At 53.8% G+C, this 20,533-nt stretch carries 13 protein-coding genes; 10 read left to right on the top strand and 3 right to left on the bottom strand.

Annotation, left to right across the window (positions count from 1 at the left end):
- Nucleotides 1-155: 155 nt before the first annotated feature.
- The 4 genes from QMO62_RS29895 to QMO62_RS29880 all read left to right on the top strand — a co-directional run bounded on the left by QMO62_RS29895 (nucleotide 156) and on the right by QMO62_RS29880 (nucleotide 4,564).
- Nucleotides 156-1,079, top strand: a complete 924-nt coding sequence (locus QMO62_RS29895; protein ID WP_284646126.1) for an ABC transporter permease — start codon at nucleotides 156-158, stop codon at nucleotides 1,077-1,079.
- 25 nt (nucleotides 1,080-1,104) lie between these two features.
- On the top strand, nucleotides 1,105-2,025 hold the full coding sequence (locus QMO62_RS29890; protein ID WP_284646125.1) for a carbohydrate ABC transporter permease: 921 nt from the start codon (nucleotides 1,105-1,107) through the stop codon (nucleotides 2,023-2,025).
- A 106-nt stretch (nucleotides 2,026-2,131) separates the two neighbouring features.
- Nucleotides 2,132-3,661, top strand: a complete 1,530-nt coding sequence (locus QMO62_RS29885) for a type 2 periplasmic-binding domain-containing protein (RefSeq protein WP_284646124.1) — start codon at nucleotides 2,132-2,134, stop codon at nucleotides 3,659-3,661.
- Nucleotides 3,662-3,718: 57 nt separating this feature from the next.
- On the top strand, nucleotides 3,719-4,564 hold the full coding sequence (locus QMO62_RS29880; protein ID WP_284646123.1) for a Gfo/Idh/MocA family oxidoreductase: 846 nt from the start codon (nucleotides 3,719-3,721) through the stop codon (nucleotides 4,562-4,564).
- 768 nt (nucleotides 4,565-5,332) lie between these two features.
- Here the strand turns inward: QMO62_RS29880 and QMO62_RS29875 are convergent.
- Genes QMO62_RS29875 through QMO62_RS29865 form a run of 3 tightly spaced genes read right to left on the bottom strand, consistent with a single transcriptional unit; the run spans nucleotide 5,333 to nucleotide 11,205 of the window.
- Nucleotides 5,333-8,506 carry a family 10 glycosylhydrolase gene (locus QMO62_RS29875; protein WP_284646122.1) on the bottom strand — a complete coding sequence of 1,058 codons (3,174 nt, stop codon included), beginning with the start codon at nucleotides 8,504-8,506 and terminating at the stop codon, nucleotides 5,333-5,335.
- A 13-nt stretch (nucleotides 8,507-8,519) separates the two neighbouring features.
- Complete coding sequence (locus QMO62_RS29870) at nucleotides 8,520-9,578, bottom strand: Gfo/Idh/MocA family protein (protein WP_284646121.1); 1,059 nt, start codon at nucleotides 9,576-9,578, stop codon at nucleotides 8,520-8,522.
- Nucleotides 9,579-9,606: 28 nt separating this feature from the next.
- Nucleotides 9,607-11,205, bottom strand: coding sequence for an FAD-dependent oxidoreductase (locus QMO62_RS29865; RefSeq protein WP_284646120.1), 1,599 nt, complete (start codon nucleotides 11,203-11,205; stop codon nucleotides 9,607-9,609).
- A gap of 221 nt (nucleotides 11,206-11,426) precedes the next feature.
- Between QMO62_RS29865 and QMO62_RS29860 the strand changes: the two genes are divergently transcribed.
- From QMO62_RS29860 to QMO62_RS29835, 6 genes are all read left to right on the top strand, one after another.
- A complete protein-coding gene (locus tag QMO62_RS29860) occupies nucleotides 11,427-12,947 on the top strand; it encodes an extracellular solute-binding protein (protein WP_284646119.1) in 1,521 nt (506 codons plus the stop codon).
- A gap of 27 nt (nucleotides 12,948-12,974) precedes the next feature.
- The gene (locus QMO62_RS29855; protein ID WP_284646118.1) at nucleotides 12,975-14,816 is read left to right on the top strand and encodes a cache domain-containing sensor histidine kinase; all 1,842 of its coding nucleotides are present in this window, start codon (nucleotides 12,975-12,977) and stop codon (nucleotides 14,814-14,816) included.
- 43 nt (nucleotides 14,817-14,859) lie between these two features.
- On the top strand, nucleotides 14,860-16,446 hold the full coding sequence (locus tag QMO62_RS29850) for a hypothetical protein (RefSeq protein WP_284646117.1): 1,587 nt from the start codon (nucleotides 14,860-14,862) through the stop codon (nucleotides 16,444-16,446).
- A gap of 204 nt (nucleotides 16,447-16,650) precedes the next feature.
- Entirely contained in the window at nucleotides 16,651-18,519 is a 1,869-nt protein-coding gene (locus QMO62_RS29845) for a 3-oxoacyl-[acyl-carrier-protein] synthase III C-terminal domain-containing protein (RefSeq protein ID WP_284646116.1), read from the top strand.
- A complete protein-coding gene (locus QMO62_RS29840) occupies nucleotides 18,516-19,406 on the top strand; it encodes a DUF6999 family protein (protein ID WP_284646115.1) in 891 nt (296 codons plus the stop codon). Before QMO62_RS29845 ends, QMO62_RS29840 begins: the two co-directional genes overlap by 4 nt.
- 172 nt (nucleotides 19,407-19,578) lie before the next feature.
- Nucleotides 19,579-20,520, top strand: a complete 942-nt coding sequence (locus QMO62_RS29835; protein WP_284646114.1) for an aldo/keto reductase — start codon at nucleotides 19,579-19,581, stop codon at nucleotides 20,518-20,520.
- Nucleotides 20,521-20,533 lie beyond the last annotated feature (13 nt).

Here is a 20,533-nt window from a genome sequence, read left to right as displayed (position 1 = left end):
CCTTCTTCTGCATAACCGCGGGGAAGGCTCTTTGGCATTACGGCTGGCGAGAAGTTATGAAAGTACCAAAACAAGTAATCGTCCTCTAATTCACAAGGAAACGCAGGATGATACACTGGATGTAACCATAAAGAATCAGGAAGGAGAGGGGCCCCATGGGAGGTAGAAGCTATACAAGAAGACTGTGGATCGATATCAGGAAGGATTGGGATTTGTATCTGGCGCTTATTCCGGGCATTGCGTTCCTGCTGCTGTTTAAATATACGCCGATGTACGGAATTATTATTGCTTTTAAGGATTTTAATATTTTCGACGGCATGGCTGCAAGCCCATGGGTGGGTTGGAAGCATTTCGAGAAGCTGTTCGCGTCCGCCAGCTTTTTGCAGGTATTTCAGAACACCTTACTTATTTCCGTGTACAAAATCGTCTTTCTTTTTCCCCTCCCGATCGTGATCGCGATCCTGCTGAATGAGCTGAAGCATATGGCGTTCAAGCGAAGCGTGCAAACCGTCATTTATTTGCCTCACTTTCTGTCTTGGGTTATTGTCAGCGGCTTATTCATCGACCTGTTATCCACAAACGGCGGCATTGTCAACAAAATGATCGTCGCCATGGGCGGTGAACCGATCCGCTTTTTCCTGGACAGCGACATCTTTCGTTCCGTTCTCGTCGCTTCGGCGGGATGGAAGGAAGTCGGCTGGAATACGATCATCTATCTGGCGGCATTGGCAAGCATCGATCCGGGACTGTATGAGGCGGCTAAGATCGACGGCGCAAGCAAATGGAAGCAGGTGGTGCATATCACACTGCCCGGCTTGACCCCGGTTATTCTGCTTATGTTCATCCTTCGCCTCGGCTATGTGCTGGAGGCAGGCACGGAACAAATTCTTGTCATGTACAACCCCAGTGTTTACAACGTAGCCGATGTGATCGGCACCTATGTATACCGGATCGGACTGGGCGAACAGGATTACAGCTTCTCTACCGCGGTAGGTGTTTTCGAATCCGTCGTTGCGTTCATTCTGATCATTTCAGGCAACCGCTTGGCCCGGAAATTTTTCGGCAGAGGGATCTGGTAGAACGGGAAGGGAAGGAGAAACCGACATGAAGACAAGCGGCACCGTGAAAGCTGCGGCCGTCAGAGGACCAAGAGCTATTAAAGCGTCCCCCGGCGAAACCGTATTCGCTATTGTGAATCATTTGTTTTTTATCCTGTTAGGACTTTCCACCATCTTCCCGTTTATCAATCTGATTGCCAAATCGCTCAGCAGCGAAGCGGCGGTTGTCTCGGGCATGGTCACATTATATCCGATCGACTTTCAGCTCGGGACTTATCGTTATGTGGCGAGTAACTCGCTCTTTCTGAATGCCTTTATGGTATCCGTAACGGTAACGCTGGTCGGTTCGCTGCTCTCGCTGTTCATGACGACCTTGGCCGCCTATCCGCTTTCCAAGCCAAGACTGCGCGGGCGCAAGCTTTTCATCTTGATGTACTTGTTCACGATGCTGTTCAGCGGCGGATTGATCCCGACTTACCTGCTAATGCATAAGCTTGCCTTGATCGACAAGCTTCCCGTGCTTTTCCTTCCGTTTATGATCAATGTCTATAACATGCTAATTATTAAAAGCTATTTCGAGGAGCTGCCCGACAGTTTGGAGGAATCGGCCAAAATCGACGGAGCCGGAAACATGACCATTCTGGCACGCATCATTCTGCCATTATCGCTGCCGGTGCTGGCGACCATCGCTTTATTTTACGCCGTTACGTTCTGGAACGATTATTTTACGTCGCTCATCTATATCAATTCGGCCGAGTTGAAGCCGCTGCAGCTGTATCTCAAGGAGCTGTTCGTCACATCGACCGACGCCTTTCTGCGGACCAATGTCGACGCTTCGCTCAACGTTTCGCCCCAGTCGATTCAGGCGGCATCCATCATTTTGGCGACGCTGCCGATCATCCTCGTATATCCTTTTCTGCAAAAATATTTCGTGAAAGGCGTACTGGTCGGCTCTGTTAAAGGCTGAAGAATTCTCATGGGGATCTTGAAGGGTGGTGGTGTACGGAGTTGAGGAGGGTTCGTGTAATAGGGTTTCCAATTCTTCGAATGAGAATGAAAAGGGAGGTTCATCCATGCTCAAAAAAGGATTAACGGTTCTCTCCATCACGACTTTGGCGGCGCTGGCTGCCGCCTGCAACGGGGGTGAGAAGGTTGACAATACGAAGCCGCAAGGAACGACTCCGGCACCTACGGCACAGGGAGACGCGAATAAACCCAAACCGGAATTCAAGGCGCTGCTGCAGTACGGTCGATTCGACCCGAATAACGAGGTTGTCGCGAAGCTGTTGAACGAGAAAACCGGCTACAAGGTCACCTACGACATGCTGCCCGTCGAGAACCCGGACGATAAGCTGAACCTGCTGATGGCCAATAAGGAAAAATACGCCTTTATGCTGCTCTCCGCCCCTCAATACTCCAAGCTGGCCGCATCCGGTGCGTTGGAGCCGATTGACGAGCTGGTCAACAAGTACGGGACGAACATGAAGAATGTGATTTCCCAAAACTCCTGGAACGGCGCGAAGCTGAACGGCAAAATATTCGGCATCCCGCAGACCGGGTCGGGTACCGTCGTGAATACCGCGCTGATCGTTCGCCAGGATTGGATGGATGAGCTCGGACTGAAGGCCCCTACAACCCGTGACGAATTGTATAACGTGATGAAAACGCTGAAGGAGAAGAAGAACGTCATGGCGCTATCGGGCGGCAAAACTCCGCTCGTTCCGGAACTATTGCCGACCTTCGGACTTACGATGGTGCAGTCGACCGCAACGACAGGCTGGCAGGACGTGAACGGCAAGCTTGTGAATGCCGTCGAGAACCCGAACATGAAGAAGTATTTGGAGTTCATGAAGAAGCTTTACACCGAGAAGCTGATCGACCAGGAGTGGTCCCTCAATCAAGCCAACAAGGTGATCGAGAACTTTACGAGCGGCAAGGCGGCCATCATCTCGAACGGTTACTTCAATGCGCCTACGGTGCAGAATGCGCTTTTGAAAAATACGCCGAACGCCAAAATCGCCAGCCTGCCTTACCTGAAGGGGGATGACGGCAAGGTGCAGGTGATGGGAACCGCGGGCATCAGCTATTACGTGGGCATTCCGAAATGGGCCGAGAACAAGGAAGAGATTATTAAATACCTCGACCTGAAGCTGGATAAGGAAATTCACAAGGAAGCGACTATCGGGAAGGAAGGTGTGCACCACAAGGTAGAGAACGGCAACTACTTCCCGATTCTTCCTATCTTTAACGATCAGTATAACAACGCTTCCACCTTCCTCACAGGCGTGGATGAGAAAAACTACCCGATTTACTGGCAGGCGCGCGTTCGGAAGGACCCTATCCTGACGGATGCCTTCAACAAAAACCAGGAAGCCGCCAAGGGCAATGTTGTCGTCGACCCGCTTGCTTTTGCACCTCCGCTGGAAGCGATCGGCAAGTACAACCAGAAGCTGCAGAAGCTGATGGAGGATACGTTCCTGAAGTACATTACCGGCTCGGAGCCGCTCGAAAACTACGACAAGTTTTTGGCTCAGTGGAAAGCGGAGGGCGGAGACGAAATGACGAAGTCTGCCAACGAGTGGTATGCCGCTAATAAGAAATAGGTTTGTTCCCTGCGGCTTCCACCGCAGGGTGTTTATCTTTCGGAGGGAGAGAGAGCGGTGAAGAAGATCGGATTTATTGACAATTATTTGGACGAATGGCACGCGGAGAAATATCCGGGTTGGATAGAGCAGGCTACGGAGGGCCGGATGAAGGTGGCTTATGCCTACGGGCGAGCCGATACGGAAGGAAAGCTCAGTAACGAAGAGTGGTGTAAGCGGAAGGGCATCCGGCTTCTGGATTCGATTGCGGCCGTCGTGGAGCAGAGCGACTATTTGATCGTTCTGTCTCCGGATCATCCGGAGTATCATGAGGAGCTGTCGCAGCTCCCGCTTCAATCGGGCAAGCCCACTTACATCGATAAAACGTTCGCGCCCGACCGGGCGGCGGCTGTGCGGATGTTCGAGCTGGCCGGCAAGCACGGGACGCCGATGTACTCGAGCTCGGCGCTGCGGTTTGCTTCGGAGTTTACCGAGGCGGATAGACTGGGGATTGAGTCGATCTATAGTGCAGGTCCGGGCAAATTTGACAACTATGCGATCCACCAGGTCGAGCCGATCGTTTCGCTGATGGGGACGGAGGTGAGCAGGGTGATGTGGATGGGAACGGAGAATGCACCGGAGCTGCTGATCGGGTATGCGGACGGTCGCCAAGCGGCAGTTACCCTGCCCGGAGGTGATTGCCCGTTTCGAATGTCGCTTAGCTATGAATCGGGGGCAACCAAGGAGCTGACGGTGGAGTCGGATTTTTTCGGTGCTTTCGTCCGCAGCCTTGTTGGGTTCTTCGATTCGAGGGAGCCCGTGGTTCCACAAGCGGAGACGATAGCCATTGCTACGATTCTGGAGTATGGCTTAAAAGCAATGAAGACGCCGCAGCAATGGTTGACGCTGCCGGCAAGTAAGTAGGAAAAGCATCCGAAGTCTTCCTTCAGGAAGGTTCCGGATGCTTTTTTGCCATTTGAGCCGGGGGGCGATCGGAGGGGCCAGGTTAATGGCAGATGTGCGATTAGGCGGAAGTGCCGGCGGGTTTTCGGTGCAGCAGGGCCCGTCTAATGGCAGATGTGCGATTACGGGTGGTCAATAGTCCAAGAATGGTGCGTGTAATGGCAAATGTGCGATTAGGCGGAAGTGATGGCCGGATTTCGGTACAGTAGTGCCTTGCTAATGGCAAATATGCGATTACAGGTGTCAAAAGGCCGAGAATGGTGCGATTAGTGGTAAATATGCGATTAGGCGGAAGTGCCGGCCGAATTTCGGTGCAGCAGGGCCGTCTAATGGCAGGTGTGCGATTACACGTGATCAAAAGGCCGAGAATGGTGCGATTAGTGGCAAATGTGCGATTAGGCGGAAGTGCCGGCCGAATTTCGGTGCAGCAGGGCCGTCTAATGGCAGGTGTGCGATTACAGGTGTCAAAAGGCCGAGAATGGTGCGAGTAGTAGCAAATGTGCGATTAGGCGGAAATGCCGGCGGGTTTTTGGTGCAGCAGGGCCTGTCTAATGGCAGATGTGCGATTACAGGTTACCAAAAGGCCGGGAATGGTGCGTGCAATGGCAAATGTGCGATTAGGCGGAAGTGCCGGCGGGTTTTCGGTGCAGCAGGGCCCGTCTAATGGCAGATGTGCGTATAGTGGCACATTTGCCATTAGGCCCCAAAGTGACTGCACTTTTCCCGCAACTACTCCTCTTTATCCTGCATAAGCTCCTTATGGCTGTTGAACACCTTGACCTTGGTTTCCGCCTGCTTGCCCCGGTAGGATGCGGATACCGTAGCGGAGCCCGGCTTAACGGCGGTAATACTGCCATTCGAAGCAACGGACGCGACCTTGTCGAGCGAAGAAGTGTAAACCGGTCCCACGGTGATATACTCCGTCGCCCCGTCCGAGTAGGCAGCCTTGAGCGGTGCCTGCAGCACTTGCCCCTCGACTAAGCGGAGCTTCTTCTCGTCATAAGCGAGCCCGATCATTTCAACGACAGTGACCGTCGAAACGGCGGTCTTTCCTTCATAAAAAGCGGTGATGACCGCAGTACCCGCCTTCAGCGCGGTTACGGTTCCATCCGCTGCAACGGTTGCCACCTCGGGATGGCTGGAGCTGAACTGCGCGCCCGCCACCACCGTCCTCGATTCGTCCGAATAAACAGCCGTAGTGACGGTCTTCAGCGTATCCCCCGCCACAAGACGGTATGCGGGACGATCCAGCTCGATGCCCGTAAGGACAGGGGCGGTACGCGTGATGGTTACGCTCTTTTCGTTCGTCTTGCGGCCGTCGACATAAACGGAGAACGTAACGGTATTGGCGCCAAGGTTCAGCGGAACCGTCCCGCTGAAATCTCCGCTGCCCAGCAGCGCAGCCTGTGCCCCGTTCAGACGCACCTCCGCTGTGCCCGGACCGAGCACCTCGACATTGCCCTTCAGTTCAAGCGATCTCAACGGCGTTTCGAGGTTCTCATAAGGCAGGTAGCCTCGCAGCACAGCCGCTCTTACGTCGTCCCCGACTTTGTAGGTCCGGGCCACAAGCTGCCGCTTCGTTCGTATGCCGGATGCATCCAGCGCGGAGATCACGAAGCCGCCTGCCGGAATAGGACTGTTGTTGGGAGCAGTATTCACCCAGTTCCAGGTAAGCGCCTGCTGCTGATTGACGACCTTGGTCACCTTGCCGGTCCCATCGACGGTCGCCTCCACCCCGAAGGTGCTGGTAGCGGTCGTAAGGCCGAACGCTTCCGTATACACGTTCAAATTGTTCTCATTACGGCTTACATTGTACAAATCCCCTTCAAGATATGCATTTTGGTTGGCGGGTACGCTCATACCGAGTTGATAATCCTTCACGTACTCCACGTTCCGAAGAGAGGCTTTGACGACCGGCCAATTGACCATCGCAAGGTCGAAGAGCATCAGCCCGTTCGATTGCGACAATCCGGCTTGAAAAACAGAACGCTGCAAAGGCGGATCCTGTATATTGGCCAAGGCAATACTCGCATACATCGGAACTTCCCCATTAGTAACGATATTGCCGAGGGTAATGTGGCGCTCGATCTCTTTTTGCGTCGTCTGATACGTGCCGATCATAAGAAAATCAAGGTTATCGGTATAGCCGGTCTGCGCGTAAGTATCGGTGTACAGGCTGTCCGCCGGGAACTTCAAGCGGCTGTCGTACCGGAAGTTCGGACTGCCCCAATGGACTCCGTTCAGGTAGTACGTCTCGAACCAGGAGCCGACATAGGCCGAGGTATGGATTTTCTTTCCTTTCAGTGTGGTATAGCGGTTCGTAAGCGAACGGACTTCATCTGTAAACGTTTTGATCGTCAGCGATCGGAATTCCCACCAGTCGTTGATGAGGGGACCGAACTGCCGGGTATTATTCACATAAGTAAAAATATCGGCAGGCCAGTTCGTCAGCTGTTTGCCTCGTGCGGCGAGGAAGGCCTCGAACTTCGCGCGGGTCTGAGGGCTGAAATCGGCCGTTTCGTTGTCGTAACGAGTCCGGTCGAGCACAATGCCGTCGACGTCGTAGTTCTTGATAACTTCCTCCATATTCTTCAGCTGGAACGCTCTGACTTCATCATGGGCTGGGTTCACGAAAGCAACAAGGGATTTGCCTGTTTTAAAATAGTTACTTTCACGCAGCCGCAAGATTTGTCCTCCGTCCTCAGGACGGAATACGCGTTCTTCCCAATCCAGATGCTGATTCAGCAGCCCGTATTCGTTGTGGGCAGGCGAGCCCTCGGCGAAGACATTGAACGCTGCGTGAATTTTGAGGCCAAGCTGATGTCCGTATTTGACGAACTCCTCCAGCATATCAAGGTTTGGATTCGCCCCGGCTCGGGTAGGCGCCGTCATCTGAGAGATGTGCGGACGGCCCGTCAAATCGTTTTTCTTGTAATTGGCGAAGCCTTCTACACCTTTGACATCCAGCGCTATAGCCGTAACACCGGCGTCCTTGGCTTTCGCAAGCATGTCGCGAACGTTCTCAGGAGTCTGCAGCTTGAAAATATTCGTTCCTTGATCCACCCAAAGGACGACTTCCTTTGAGCTGCCGCTCGGCTTCTTATAGAACGCGACAAGCGTCATGCGATCGTTTTCCGTTCCGTTCTTGGACACGACGACGTCCAGGTAATTGACGCCCTCCGCAAGCCCTAACGCAAGCTGGAAGCTACCGTCGGCCTGCAAAGGCACGGCAGTTTGGTTTACCCGTACCGTATACGAAGCGCCTGATTCCCTATTTTCCACCTTTCCGGAGACCGTCGTGTTTGGGCTTGTTACCGTATACCATTCATCGTTTGTCAGTCGAAGCCGGGCTTTCAATCCCTGTCCCGTCATGAATTCCGTTATCGGGACCACTTCGCCGTTTTTTCGCAGCTTAATCCGATCCCCGACCTTGAAATTTTTCGCGAGATACTGCTTGTAGGTCTTGTTGGCCCAGCTGTCATCGTTAGCGACAAGGATGTAGCCTCCTTGGGGGATGACTAGGTCGGTAGGTCCCGTCCAGTTCGGAACCCCGCCGTTTATGGACGGATTCACCACTCGCGTCACTTGGCTGGCGATGTCGACGACAACAGCGACGGAGGTTTTGCTTACCGTAATTTGCGGCGCATATTCCCCAGTAAATAAAGCCAGGTAATCCGTTACTGCGCTTACGTCTTTATCCACGAAGTTGATTTGCTTGCGGGGGCCTTCCGGATCGATGGTGATGTCAACCGGAGCGGCTTCCACCTCAATGTAATCGGCGGCACCGGGAGCCGTGGCAGCGTAGGAGCCTGCTCCGGTATCCGCCGCAAACGCGGCCATCGGCCATAGGGAGGCGATCAAGGTCAGCAATAGGGCGGAGCTCAACCATTTGGACGTTTTCAACGGCGTTTCCTCCTTAGAATCGAATTTCTTCTCCTCTTTCGCTGGATTCGTAGATGCCGCAAAGTATTTTCATCATTTCGACCCCATCCTCTACAGGGGACAGCGTTTCTTTCTTCCCTTGGCACACCTCGATAAAGTGATTGATTTCATCCTGAAATCCGGCGACAAAATCGAACGACAGGTTATTGACCTGAGGCGTCAGATTCAAGATGGTATCGTGCTTCTCCGTGACGATAGCGAGCTTAGGCTCCAGCTCGGCGCCGCCTTTGTCGCCGAACAGCTTGACGGTAATCTCGTCTTCCTTCGCATGAAGCGTGAAGCTGACGTCCACAAGCAGGGAGGCGCTGTTCTCGAAGCGAATCATCGCATTGGCCAGATCCTCCACATCATTATGGGACGCATCATAATCCGAAGCTTTGTAATAGGAAAGATTTCGCACGTTGGCGCGGTTGCCGAGCTTCCTGTACGTGTTGCCCGAAACCGACTTCACCTTCGGCCGGCCCATCAGGTACCAGCATAAATCAATGACATGAACGCCCAGATCGATCAGCGGGCCGCCGCCCGAGCGCTCGATATCCGAGAACCAGCCCCCCGGGTTCCCCAGACGGCGGATACAAGAGGCCTTGGCATAATAAATATCGCCGAGCTCGCCGTTGTCCAGAAAGGACCTCACAATGCCGGTATTTGCCGCGTACCGTCGGACGAAGCCGACCTGGAGCGTTTTGCCGGAATTTCGGACCGCCGCTTCGACGCGGAGGGCTTCGTCTACCGTTTTGCAAAGCGGCTTCTCGACGAGCACATGCTTCCCGGCCTCCAGGGCTGCGATAGAGATCGGCGCGTGGCTGTTATTCCACGTGCAGATGCTGACGGCATCGATCTCCGAATCGGTCAGCAGCTCACGATAATCGGTATAGATACGAGGAATGCCGTATTTCTCCGCCTTCGTTCGGGCACGCTCCTCGTTCAGGTCGCAAATAGCGTAAAGCTCCGCTTGCGGATTATTCTGGTACGATCTCAAATGCATTTCGGAAATGGAGCCGGCTCCGATCACCGCAATCTTCACCTTGTTCATATCAATACACCTCATTTTATTGGTTTAGTTATACCGGATGAACGGCAGGCCAAGCCAGCTCAATGCCGCTTCCGGACAGCAGCCGCTGGAAATCGCGGAGCTCAGATTCCCGGCTGCGCACCTCGCGGGGCCGCAGACCGCGGTCGACACAGTAGCTTGCCAGATGGCCCGCCGCCTCGCCGATGTTCCACTCGACCGGATGAAGCCGGTAGCAGCCATTGGTAATGTGCGTAACACCAAGATTTTTGCAGGCTGGGAGCAGATTATTCATCCGGATCGGAATGAGGCTGCCCAGCGGTATCTGGAACGGCAAAGAAGAAATATCAATATAATGGCGGTTCCCTGTACTCGGGTGCAGGTCAATGCGATAGCAGCCGATACCGACGGAATCGTCGAACGGCTCCGCCTTGCCGTCCGGTCTGCAAGCGGTGCTCACATGCTGCTCCAGTACCGTGAATTCGGCCTTGATCCGCCGTGATTCTCGTATGTAAGGATACATGCCCAGCCCGTCCTCGGTTCCTACGACGTCTCTGCGCAGCCGAAGTCCGGGGTAGCCTTGACCTCCGTCCGGCCGGGGAGCCTCCGTCTGCAGCCAGTAGAGCAGCGAGAGACTGAGCTGTTTGGCATCCCGAAGATGACGCTCTTTGTCCTCTTCGCTCACGTCGATGATGGAGCCGAGCCAGTAATCGTTCTGCGGCCAATTCACCAGGGTGATGCTGCTCGGATAAACGCCGTTTTCGAAGTTCCGGCTGTCGATGATGCGGCGATAATAGAACAGGGGATACCGTTCCGTCCCTTCGAAGAGCTCGTAGGAAATCGGCTCCAGCGTATGAGGACGGACACCGGACCAGCTCAGCAGCCGGTCGGGCCAGAAATCGGCTTGATACTGCCGCCAGAAGCTGTATTGCTCCGGCCGTGCAATCGTGTGATCCTGATCTTGGATGTAATCCATAGCGAAGCAGTACGTGAAGCTCTGCATATCCTGCGGCAGCGGGTCGCCATCCACGGCGTGGGGTTCTCCGGTCTGGCTTACGGATTCCGCACCGGTCACATACTCGGCTCCGGCGAGCGGAAGCAGATCTCCGCATTCCGTCGCGTCCAGGAAGTAAGCGGCGGTTATTTCCGCGAGCTCTCCCGTTGCCGTGTTTCGTACCGTTACCGAACGGATATCATCGCCGTCGACGGAGGCTGATTCTACTTGGTGGTGTGTCAAAATGCGCAGTCTGCCGCTGTGAACATAGGGAGCCAGCATCGCTTGCAGCACCGCTAAAGCAGCCCGCGGTTCATGACATAGCCTCGATACGCCTCCGTTGCCGGGATTGAGATAAAGGCTCGACCGTGCCTCGGCACTAAGCGGAAAGTGCTGCCGGTAATAATCACGCACCCCGTCCCGAAACTGCCGATACGTACGGGTGCAGCCGAACTGCTCAATCCATGGGTGTTCGTCCGGCGGAACGGCTTGGCTTGTGAATTGACCGCCGATCCATTCCGTCTCCTCGGTCATGATCACGGTCTTGCCCGACTTGGCCGCGGCGAGCGCGGCGGCACAGCCGCCGGTACCTCCGCCGATCACGGCGATATCGGCATGGTATTCTTGAAAATAGTGCTTGCTACCCCTATTGGACAATGAGGTGATCCCCCCCGTTTTCGATACTCGCCTGCGGATGTATTCAGGCTACCCTCATTGTATTACAGCGGGAACAGGGCGACAGCGGAGGACGATGACTTCTTTTGGTACTTTAATAACTATCGCAGGTGGGAAATAAAGGGATTGCCCGGGCGGGGGACGAATATTCATAGAATGAACGCGATAACTTCCTGAAACATCTGGCTGAAGGGGTGGGATGAATGAAGCTTGGAAAACAATCGGCCGTATTCGCCGTGCTTGGTGTCATCGGTATTGCCGGATGCAGCTTTCCCCTGAATGAGAAGTACAGCGGAGAAACATCCGAGATGATCCGCAAGCCGGTCATTAAGATCGTAGTGAATAGCCTCGGCATGACCTTCCCGGATGGAATGGATCCGAACAGCAACCCCTACCTTGACTATATTGAAAGCAATACCGGAGTAGAAGTGAATGTAACCCTTCCCCCGCTGAACGGGTACGATGAAAAGCTTAATGTGATTATGACCTCGGGGGAGCCGCCGGATCTCCTGAACACTACCAGCGCATCCTGGTTTATGAGCTATGTGAACCAAAAGGCGCTTACCCCTCTTAACGACTACATCGAGAAGTACGGAGCGAACCTGAAGGCCAAAATTCCCAAGGAGGTGTGGGAACACGTCACGGTCAACGGGAACATCTATGCCATCCCCAGCTTGAACGAAGTTAAAGGAACGGAAATCGTCTACGCCCGAAAGGACTGGCTGGACAAGCTCGGGCTGCAGCCTCCGAGAACCGTAGAAGAGTACACGGCGGTAATGGAGGCATTTGCCCGGCAGGATCCGGACGGTAACGGAAAGAAGGATACCTTCGGACTGTCGATCATGGAGCGTCTCGGGAGAACGTCGCCGTTCCTCGGCGCATTCGGCGCTCAGATGAATGCCTGGTATGAGAGGGACGGCAAGCTTGTGTATTCCGGAATATTACCGGAGATGAAGCAGGCGCTCGCCTATCTGCGCACTTTGTATGAAAGGGATCTGCTCGACCCCGAATTTCCGCTCAATAAAATCGACGTTCTCGGAGAGAAGGTGGCCTCCGGGCGGGTAGGGCTTTATTCCGCCGCATGGTCCGATACGCGGACCCATATTGCGGCCAGCCGCGAGAAGGATCCGAAGGCGGAGTGGATTCCGCTTGATTATCCCGTAGGACCTGATGGCAAACATGGCGTCTACAGTACGTCCAGCGTCCGTTCTTACAATGTTGTTCCTATCCAAAGCCGGAATGCCGAGGCCGTCGTGAAGTTCCTTGATTTTATCGCAGGACCCGGTCACAAAAGTTTAAAGCTCGGGTTCGAGGATAGTGTGTGGACACGAGTAAACGGGAAGCTGTCCATACGCTTTGAAGAGCACATCAAGCACGGCTACCGGGGCATCTACGGAGCGCTCGCAGATACCGTTGAGCGGGAAGTGACGCGGGACCGGCTTGAGGGACTAGGCGAGCAGTATCGGCTGTACGATAATGTGCAGCGGATAGAAAGCAACCTCATGGCGAATCGTTTCGACGGTGCGCCCACCCCGGCCATGGGGAAGCATCAAGTGAAGCTGTCCAAGCTTCAAGAAGAGACCTTTACCCGGATCGTTGCGGGACTCAGCCCTCTGGAGGAATTCGATGAGTTTGTCAAGAGGTGGAAGGATTCCGGCGGTGACGAAATTACCGGGGAAGTAAACGACTGGTGGCGGGACAACCCGCGGGACATCGTGAAGTGACGGGGATGAAGGGAGGGACGGGCAAATATGATGAGGAAGGAAATGCTGCCCAAGCTGCGTAGACTGCATAAGCTGCTTGCAGGCTATATTCAGGTTCGGCTGATCTGTTATTTTTTGCTTATTCTTGTACCGCTTGCCGGGGTCAGTCTGTTTGCTATCGCCCAGTCGCAGACGATCCTCGAGGAGCAGACGGGAGAGCGAACTCAGGGAGCCCTTCATACGATGGCGGACTACATTGACTTGACTCTGCAAAATATTGAGCAGCTGTCCTCTCTCATTGCGTTCGACACGAACATCAACACGACACTGCAATCGGTCGGACAAGAGCCCGCAAAGCAATCGTTTGTTCTCTTTGCGCAAGTCATGGATCAGATTGCCAATATGACGACGGTCAATTTAATGGTCGACCAAATCTCCATCATTCATATGCCTTCACGTACGGTCATCTCCACCAAGCTGGGGGGGCGCAAGCTGCCGGAGGGAGCGGAGAAGCAAGAGTGGTACCGGCGTTTAATGGAAGCGAACGGGGGGACCATCTTCTATACGCCGCCGGAGGGAGAGTCGTACTTTGCAGCGGATAGCGTACACTTGATCCGAACGATGGATCCGTATAACCGGACATTGATCAATCCCAATCTGCTCGTGCTCTCCGTCAAGAAAAGCGCGCTGATCGGGCTGGCCGAGCCGCTTCTTCCTTCTAAGAAGGCGAACATTTACTTATTCGACAGTGACGGCAGCCCGATCGCCGGGGCCGGGGCGACCGTTGATCTGTTCAGGTGGGATAAAGGCGGCGAAAGCCGGTCCATCCTAAAGTCACCGGATACAGGGGCGGAGCTGGTGTCGATCAGCGTGAAAACGAAATTTTCCGGCTGGTCCCTTAAGCTGGAGCAGCCCCTGCAGGAGCTTCGCAGTCATACGGACTCCTTGAAATTTTTTACTTACGCCATCCTGGCTGTCAGTTTACTTCTTGCTTTGCTAATCTCCTGGATTGTTTATAGAGGCATTTCCGCTCCGCTTCGCAAGCTGGCGTACGGAATGAAGCAGCTGCGCACAGGCAATTTTACGATCCAGCTGGAGGACAGACGGGTTGATGAGCTTGGTTACGTCATCGAATCTTTTAACCGGCTGGCCGAAAACCAGAAGCTCCTCATTCGCGACCACTATGAAAAGCAGCTTCTGCTGTCCAAGATGGAGCTGAAATTTCTACAATCGCAAATCAACCCACATTTTTTATATAATACGTTGGATTCTATCTATTGGATGGCGAAAAACTATGACGCCGATGAAATCAGCGACATGGTTCTCCACCTGTCCAAATTTTTCCGGCTTAGCCTGAACAAGGGGAAGGAGACGTTCTCCGTCGGGGAGACGATCGAGCATTTGAAGTATTATATCAAGGTGCAGCAAATTCGATTTATGGACCATTTTACCGTCAAGTACGATATAGCCGAGGACAGCCGATCCTATCATGTGCTGAAGCTTCTCCTGCAGCCGATTGTCGAGAATGCTGTGCTTCACGGCTTGGAGAAGAGGGGCGCGGGAGGAGAGCTTGTCGTTACCTCTTTTGTTGAGGGGAATCGTCTTATGCTGGAGGTAAGAGACAACGGAATCGGGCTCGACGAAGCTAGGCTGGCCTATATTCACGGCGAGCTGGAGGAGGTTTCGCGGCTGGCATCGGAAGGACTTCTGATGGCGGACCGGAAGAAAGGGCAGGATCTGTTCGGCCTGCGAAATGTAGTCACCCGCATGAAAATGTATTACGATCAGGAATCGGAATTTGTGTTCGAGAGTGTCCACGGTGTGGGGACCCGGGTCATGCTCTGCCTGCCGCTGGATAAATGCTTAGTAACGTCCGAGCAGGCAAGCTGAGGGCACCGGTGACGGAACCCTGCTCCGGCCTGGAATGTAAAAAATGTTAAGATTGCTTAGGATCCGCAACAAACGGAAGAAGCGTCGCGTCTACACAAGTAAATCCATTAGCAAGGATGTGCTTTCGGTGGCGTTAAAACGAGGGTTTATCGGTTTCTCCTTGATCTTCCTGTTGTTTGCATGCTTTCTTACCATGCCGGTACAGGCGGCAGAGGGAGATATGCAGATGAAGCTCCCTGCGTTTTCCATTGAATTGAACGGGAAACCGGTGGATAACCTTCACTTGAAGTACCCTTTCTTCGTTTACAAGGATATTACCTACATGCCGTTAACGTGGGAGGTCACCAGCACATTAGGGATCCAGCTCCACTATTCCGAAGGCGGCTTGACGATCCTGAGGGGAGGAGGCCAAATGGGCGGGGGCTGGTTCGGCTGGAAAAAGGAGCAGTATCCGCTCGATCTATCCGGTTCCCACGATGCGAATAAGAAGTATACGGCAGCTATGCCGGGCTTTGGGTTGGTAATCAACGATATGTATATGGATAACGGAAACGAAACGTATCCTTTTCTGTTGTGGAATGATGTGACCTATATGCCTCTTACATGGACCAATGCCCATGATTATTTGGGGCTCCAGCTTCGGTGGAAAGGTGACCGGACCCTCGACATTATCGGAGGGCAGCTTCAGGTGCTTGAACGTATCTACTATGATGATGCAGAACATCTCTATATTTACCCCACGTTCGTTACTGAGAAGTGGCAGGGCAGTCTGAAGGTAAAGAAGTCGATGGACGAAACCCCCGTGTGGATGACGGTCGAGGAAACCGATGCGTTGAGGAAGCGAATCGAAGAGGAGAGCAAGCATCTCGGAGGAAGCCCGGTAACATTAACGTCTAAGGATGACGGCCTCTATTACGAGGGCATGAAGCTGCTGCCGAAGGAACAAATAACGGTGGACTCTAAAGAGGCAGGCAACCCCTTCATTCGGGAACTCACCGGGACCTTGTACCCGTTAGGGGCAGATCGTTCCTTTCTGGACGTAACCAAAGTCACGGCTTATAACTATGGAAATTCGATGACGGGTCATTATTCCTTTCTCATAGAGAAGGGTGATGCTAAGGACGTCTCCGATACGTTTCAAAACCCCGCCCGAGTCATTCCGAATTCGGACGGCAGCTTTTGGCTCGCCTCTAACGGCACAAGCATGATGCGCGGCCGGATAGTGCCCGGCACGCGTAAGCTGGCTTTAGTGACCGAGCAGGGAGAGATCCGGTTAGCCAACCAGGCGCTCGGCACTTACGATGTCATGGTGCCGGGAGTTACGAATCCGGGGTTACATTCGTTGGACTCCGAGGGGAGACTCTTGATTTACGCTCATGAGCTTAACTTTGATCCGCAGCAATCTCCCAACCGTGGGTATTATTGGATTGATACGGCCCTCCGTACGACAAAGGTAGAGGATCTGGACCCGCTCGCTCAGGAGACGCCCTATCTACCGACATATACCTATGAGTGGCCGGTGTATCGCGGGATCGACGGCAAGCTGTATCTCATCCGTAAGAACAACGATTTGGCCAATTACACGGACAACACCTCTGTGCAATGGTACGATGACCAGCTGCTTCGCTAGCCGACTGCAGGGGCTGTTGGTAAGGAAGTGGTTTCCATATCATGGGAGCCGCTTCTTTTTTTTTTACGTCATGGGGGATTACCGTCGGTTCCTCCGTTCGCGTCGGTACTAGAAAAAGTTAGTACTACAACGACTTCATGCTTGCATATATGATGGGGTTGTTGGTAAATCAAGGCTACACCGAAGCAGCTTGGAGGGATAACCGTGAACGAGGTTTACATTACAAGTATGGGAAGCTTTCTCCCGGGACCGCCTGTCGGAAATGACGAGATCGAGGAGTATCTTGGCCGCATCGGAGGCAAGTCGTCCAGAACGATGCGCCGGATGCTCGAGCAAAACCGCATTCGATATCGGCATTATGCCATTGATAAAACGCAGAGAAGCCTATATACGAATGCGGAAATGGCCGCCCTGGCCATTCAGCACGCGCTACGCCTGGGAGAGGAGGACCTGTCAAAGCGGATCGATTTCCTAGCCGCGGGTACGACGCAAGGAGATCTGCTGGTGCCCGGCTTTGCCAGTATGGTTCATGCGGAAACGGGGCTTCCGACGCTGGAGATTGCCACGCATCACGGCGTATGCGGAAGCGGTATGCAGGCGATGAAGAATGCGTTCCTGCAGGTGCAGTCCGGGGAAAAGGCGGCTGCCGTCGCCTGTGCGAGCGAGTTCCCGAGCCGGGCCTTCAAGCACACTCGCTTCGAGGAGCAGACGAAATTCATGGATCAGCCGATCCCGTTCGATACCGATTTCCTTCGCTTTATGCTCTCCGATGGCGCCGGAGCCGCGGTGCTGCAGCCTAAGCCCAATGCGAAGGGGCTGTCGCTGCGGATCGAATGGATCGACAACCAATCGTATGCCCATCTTTACGATATATGCATGTATGCTGGTACGAACAAGGAGGATCCGGAGCGCACCGGCTGGCTGGATTACCCTTCCCTTCATGCCGCGGCCAACGAGGGGGCTATCAATCTTAAGCAGGACATCCGGCTGGTGAATGAAATGCCCAAGGTCGGTGTGAAGCGCTTCTTCGAGCTGGTGGAGGAGGGGAAGGTACAGCCGGACCGGATCGACTGGATGGTCTGCCATTACTCCTCGCATTTTTTCCGTGACGAGATCTTCCGGCTGCTGCAGCTCGGGGGTCTGACGATTCCGGAGGACAAATGGTTTACGAATCTGTACACCAAGGGGAATACCGGTGCGGCGTCCATCTATATCATGCTGGAGGAGCTGCTGCATGAAGGACGGCTGAAGCCGGGGGATACGATTCTGTGCATGGTGCCCGAAAGCGGACGCTTCCAAACCTCCTATATGCTGTTAACCGCGGTCGGCTCTCAGGCGGAGAACGTGCAAAACGACCTTCAGCCGATGCGTCAGCCCGAGGCTCCGAAGCTCGACTACGATGGGCACAACCCGCTGCAGGCACACCTGGTTAGACAGCTGGTGAACATCTGGATTGACTTCGAGCAGCGGCTGGCACAGGTGCCGGTCATTCGTAAACTGTATTCAGAGAAATTCACGTTGGCTGACTATATGCTGCTGATGGAGAACCTTCGCCAGCAGGTCATCGACGGCTCCCAGTGGATCGCCCGGGCAGCCTCCTATATTGCCATCGAGCATATTGACCTTCGGTCGCTGTTCATCGCCCATGCACGTGACGAACACCGGGATTTCCAAATTCTCGAGCGTAACTATGTTGCTGTGGGGGGAAGGCTGGAGGACATTCAAGCCGGGGAGAAAAATATCGGAAGCGAAGCGCTGTCCGCCTACCTGTTTCAGCGGGCGAGCCGCGACAATCCGGTCGATTTGATGGGTGCGATGTGGATTATCGAGGGCCTAGGCTGCCGGATGGCGCGTTACTGGGGCGAGATGATCCGCGATCAGCTGGGGCTGACGGATGAACAGGTGTCCTTCCTGCTCTATCATAGCGATTCCGATGAGAAGCACTTCGAACGGCTGGAAGCGGGAATAAGGCATCCGATGCTGACCGAAGACGTGGTGGAACGGATTATCAAGACAGCCAAAACAACGGCCCGCTTGTATCTTCTGCAATTGGAGGAGCTGGGAAACGTATGAGAATGCAAGTAACGAATCCCTTTGAGGGGATGCCGCATGACAAGAATGACCCGAACCCGTTCCTCGCGGTCTATTTGGATCAGAGCATTCCTTTCAACAAGGAGGCTAAAGCCGCGTATTTGAAGGATTGCTCCAGCAAATCGAGGCAGTTCCTGCTTCCGCTGATTCGGCCTCTGTCGCGCCTGCTGATCATTCTTTTTCAACTGTACAAAATCGTCGTGCCAACGGCATTTACTTCCTCTAAGGCTTTACACCGGGTGCTGTATTGGGGCATGAAAACGTTCATCAGTCCTGAGGCGAACTACATGATTTTGCGGCATTTTTATTTGGGCTCGGAGGTGCTTCGGTTTATTCGGGATAACGTGCCAGGGGTAGAGGTGCCCCTTAATCCGCTAAAGCCGACAAATTTGGAGCCGGTGAAGGATGACCTGTTCCTTATCCATGACCTGAACCTATATAATTTCGTGATCAACCTGAACCGCGAGCTTCTGGAGAAGGGTATTGAGGTGACGAAGCAGGAGAAGCTGACTTTTGACGGCATTACGGAAACGCAGATCCCGATCGAGCCGATGCCGAAGCGCTGGACCAATTTTATGGATTTGACCACCGCCATCGAATGCTTCACGCCGGTCTATCAGCTGTTTCTTACGGATAACGATTTTTGGCGGGCGACCAACTCGCTGCAGCTGGACGAAACGATCGGCATTCTTGCTTCCAAGATCGTCGGCAATAACGAGCGGCTCGCACTGATCAACAATAAGCACCCGATGGTTCCGCTCACGACGCTTCGCGCCGGTTTTCGCTTGGTGCTGCATGGACTGGCGACGGAGCAGCTGCATGCTCTCTTAGTGGAGCTGAAGCTGAAACAGAGGCAGGAAGGGTTTTAGCATAGCATGATTACAAAATATCAAAATTCAGTATATTTATGCAAAAATAAGCTATTATATCTCTGATTTATGCTTGATAAAATAAGGTAATAGCGCTTTCATAAACAATTAACTTTTAGGAACTAGGAGCATGGCTACCCACATAGGCTATTAAGGAAGGAAGGAAACAAACGTGAATTATCGCAAGCTGGGCAAAACGGGGCTGGAGGTGTCCGCACTAAGCTTTGGGGCCTCATCGCTTGGCTCCGTCTTCCGGGATACGGATGAGCGGGAAAGCATTCGTACGGTCCATACGGCGCTGGACCTTGGCATCAATTTGCTGGACGTATCTCCCTATTACGGCTTAACCAAGGCGGAGACTGTGCTTGGCAAGGCCATCTCGCAGGTTGTGCGCGACCGCTTCATTCTGACGACGAAGGCCGGGCGTTACGGGGCGGATGTGTTTGATTTTTCCGCGCAGCGCTTGACGGACAGTGTCGAGGAGAGCCTGCGCCGGCTCCGGACGGATTGTATTGATATCCTGTTCCTGCATGATTTGGAATTTGTGCCGTTCGAACAGGCAGAGGGTGCGTTCACAGCGCTGCGGCATCTGAAGGAGGCCGGTAAAATACGCTATTACGGCGTATCGGGGCTCCCGCTCTCGTTGTTCGAGAAGGCGATCGGCTATACGGAGCTGGATGCGATCCTCTCCTATTGTCATTATTCCTTAAATGACACGAGCTTGCTGGAGCTGCTCCCTCTGCTGGAGAGCCGTAACATAGGGCTGATCAACGCTTCTCCACTATCCATGGGTCTGCTGAGTACACGCCCTGTCCCGAACTGGCATCCGGCCGGAGAGGAAATCCGGGCCGTTTGCAAGCAGGCAGCTGTTTTTTGCGCGGAGCAGGGGGCGGATCTGACGAAGCTGGCGATACAATTTTCCGTCTCTGACGAACGGATCCCGACTACGCTGGTCAGCACAGCGAACCCGGAGAATATCACGAAAAATATCGAGTGGGCCAATGAGCCGATGGATCAAGCATTGCTGGAGGAGGTTCTTGCCATATTAGAGCCGATTCGCAACAAAACCTGGCCCAGCGGTCAGCCGGAGTACAATGAAACCATTAAGCTCTAAAGGAGGAACGACT

The sequence above is a fragment of the Paenibacillus silviterrae genome, assembly GCF_030167925.1.
In the GTDB taxonomy this organism is placed as follows: Bacteria; Bacillota; Bacilli; order Paenibacillales; family NBRC-103111; genus Paenibacillus_G; species Paenibacillus_G silviterrae.
The sequence above is the reverse complement of the archived record's forward strand: the minus strand, read 5'-3'. Positions and strand labels throughout refer to the sequence as shown.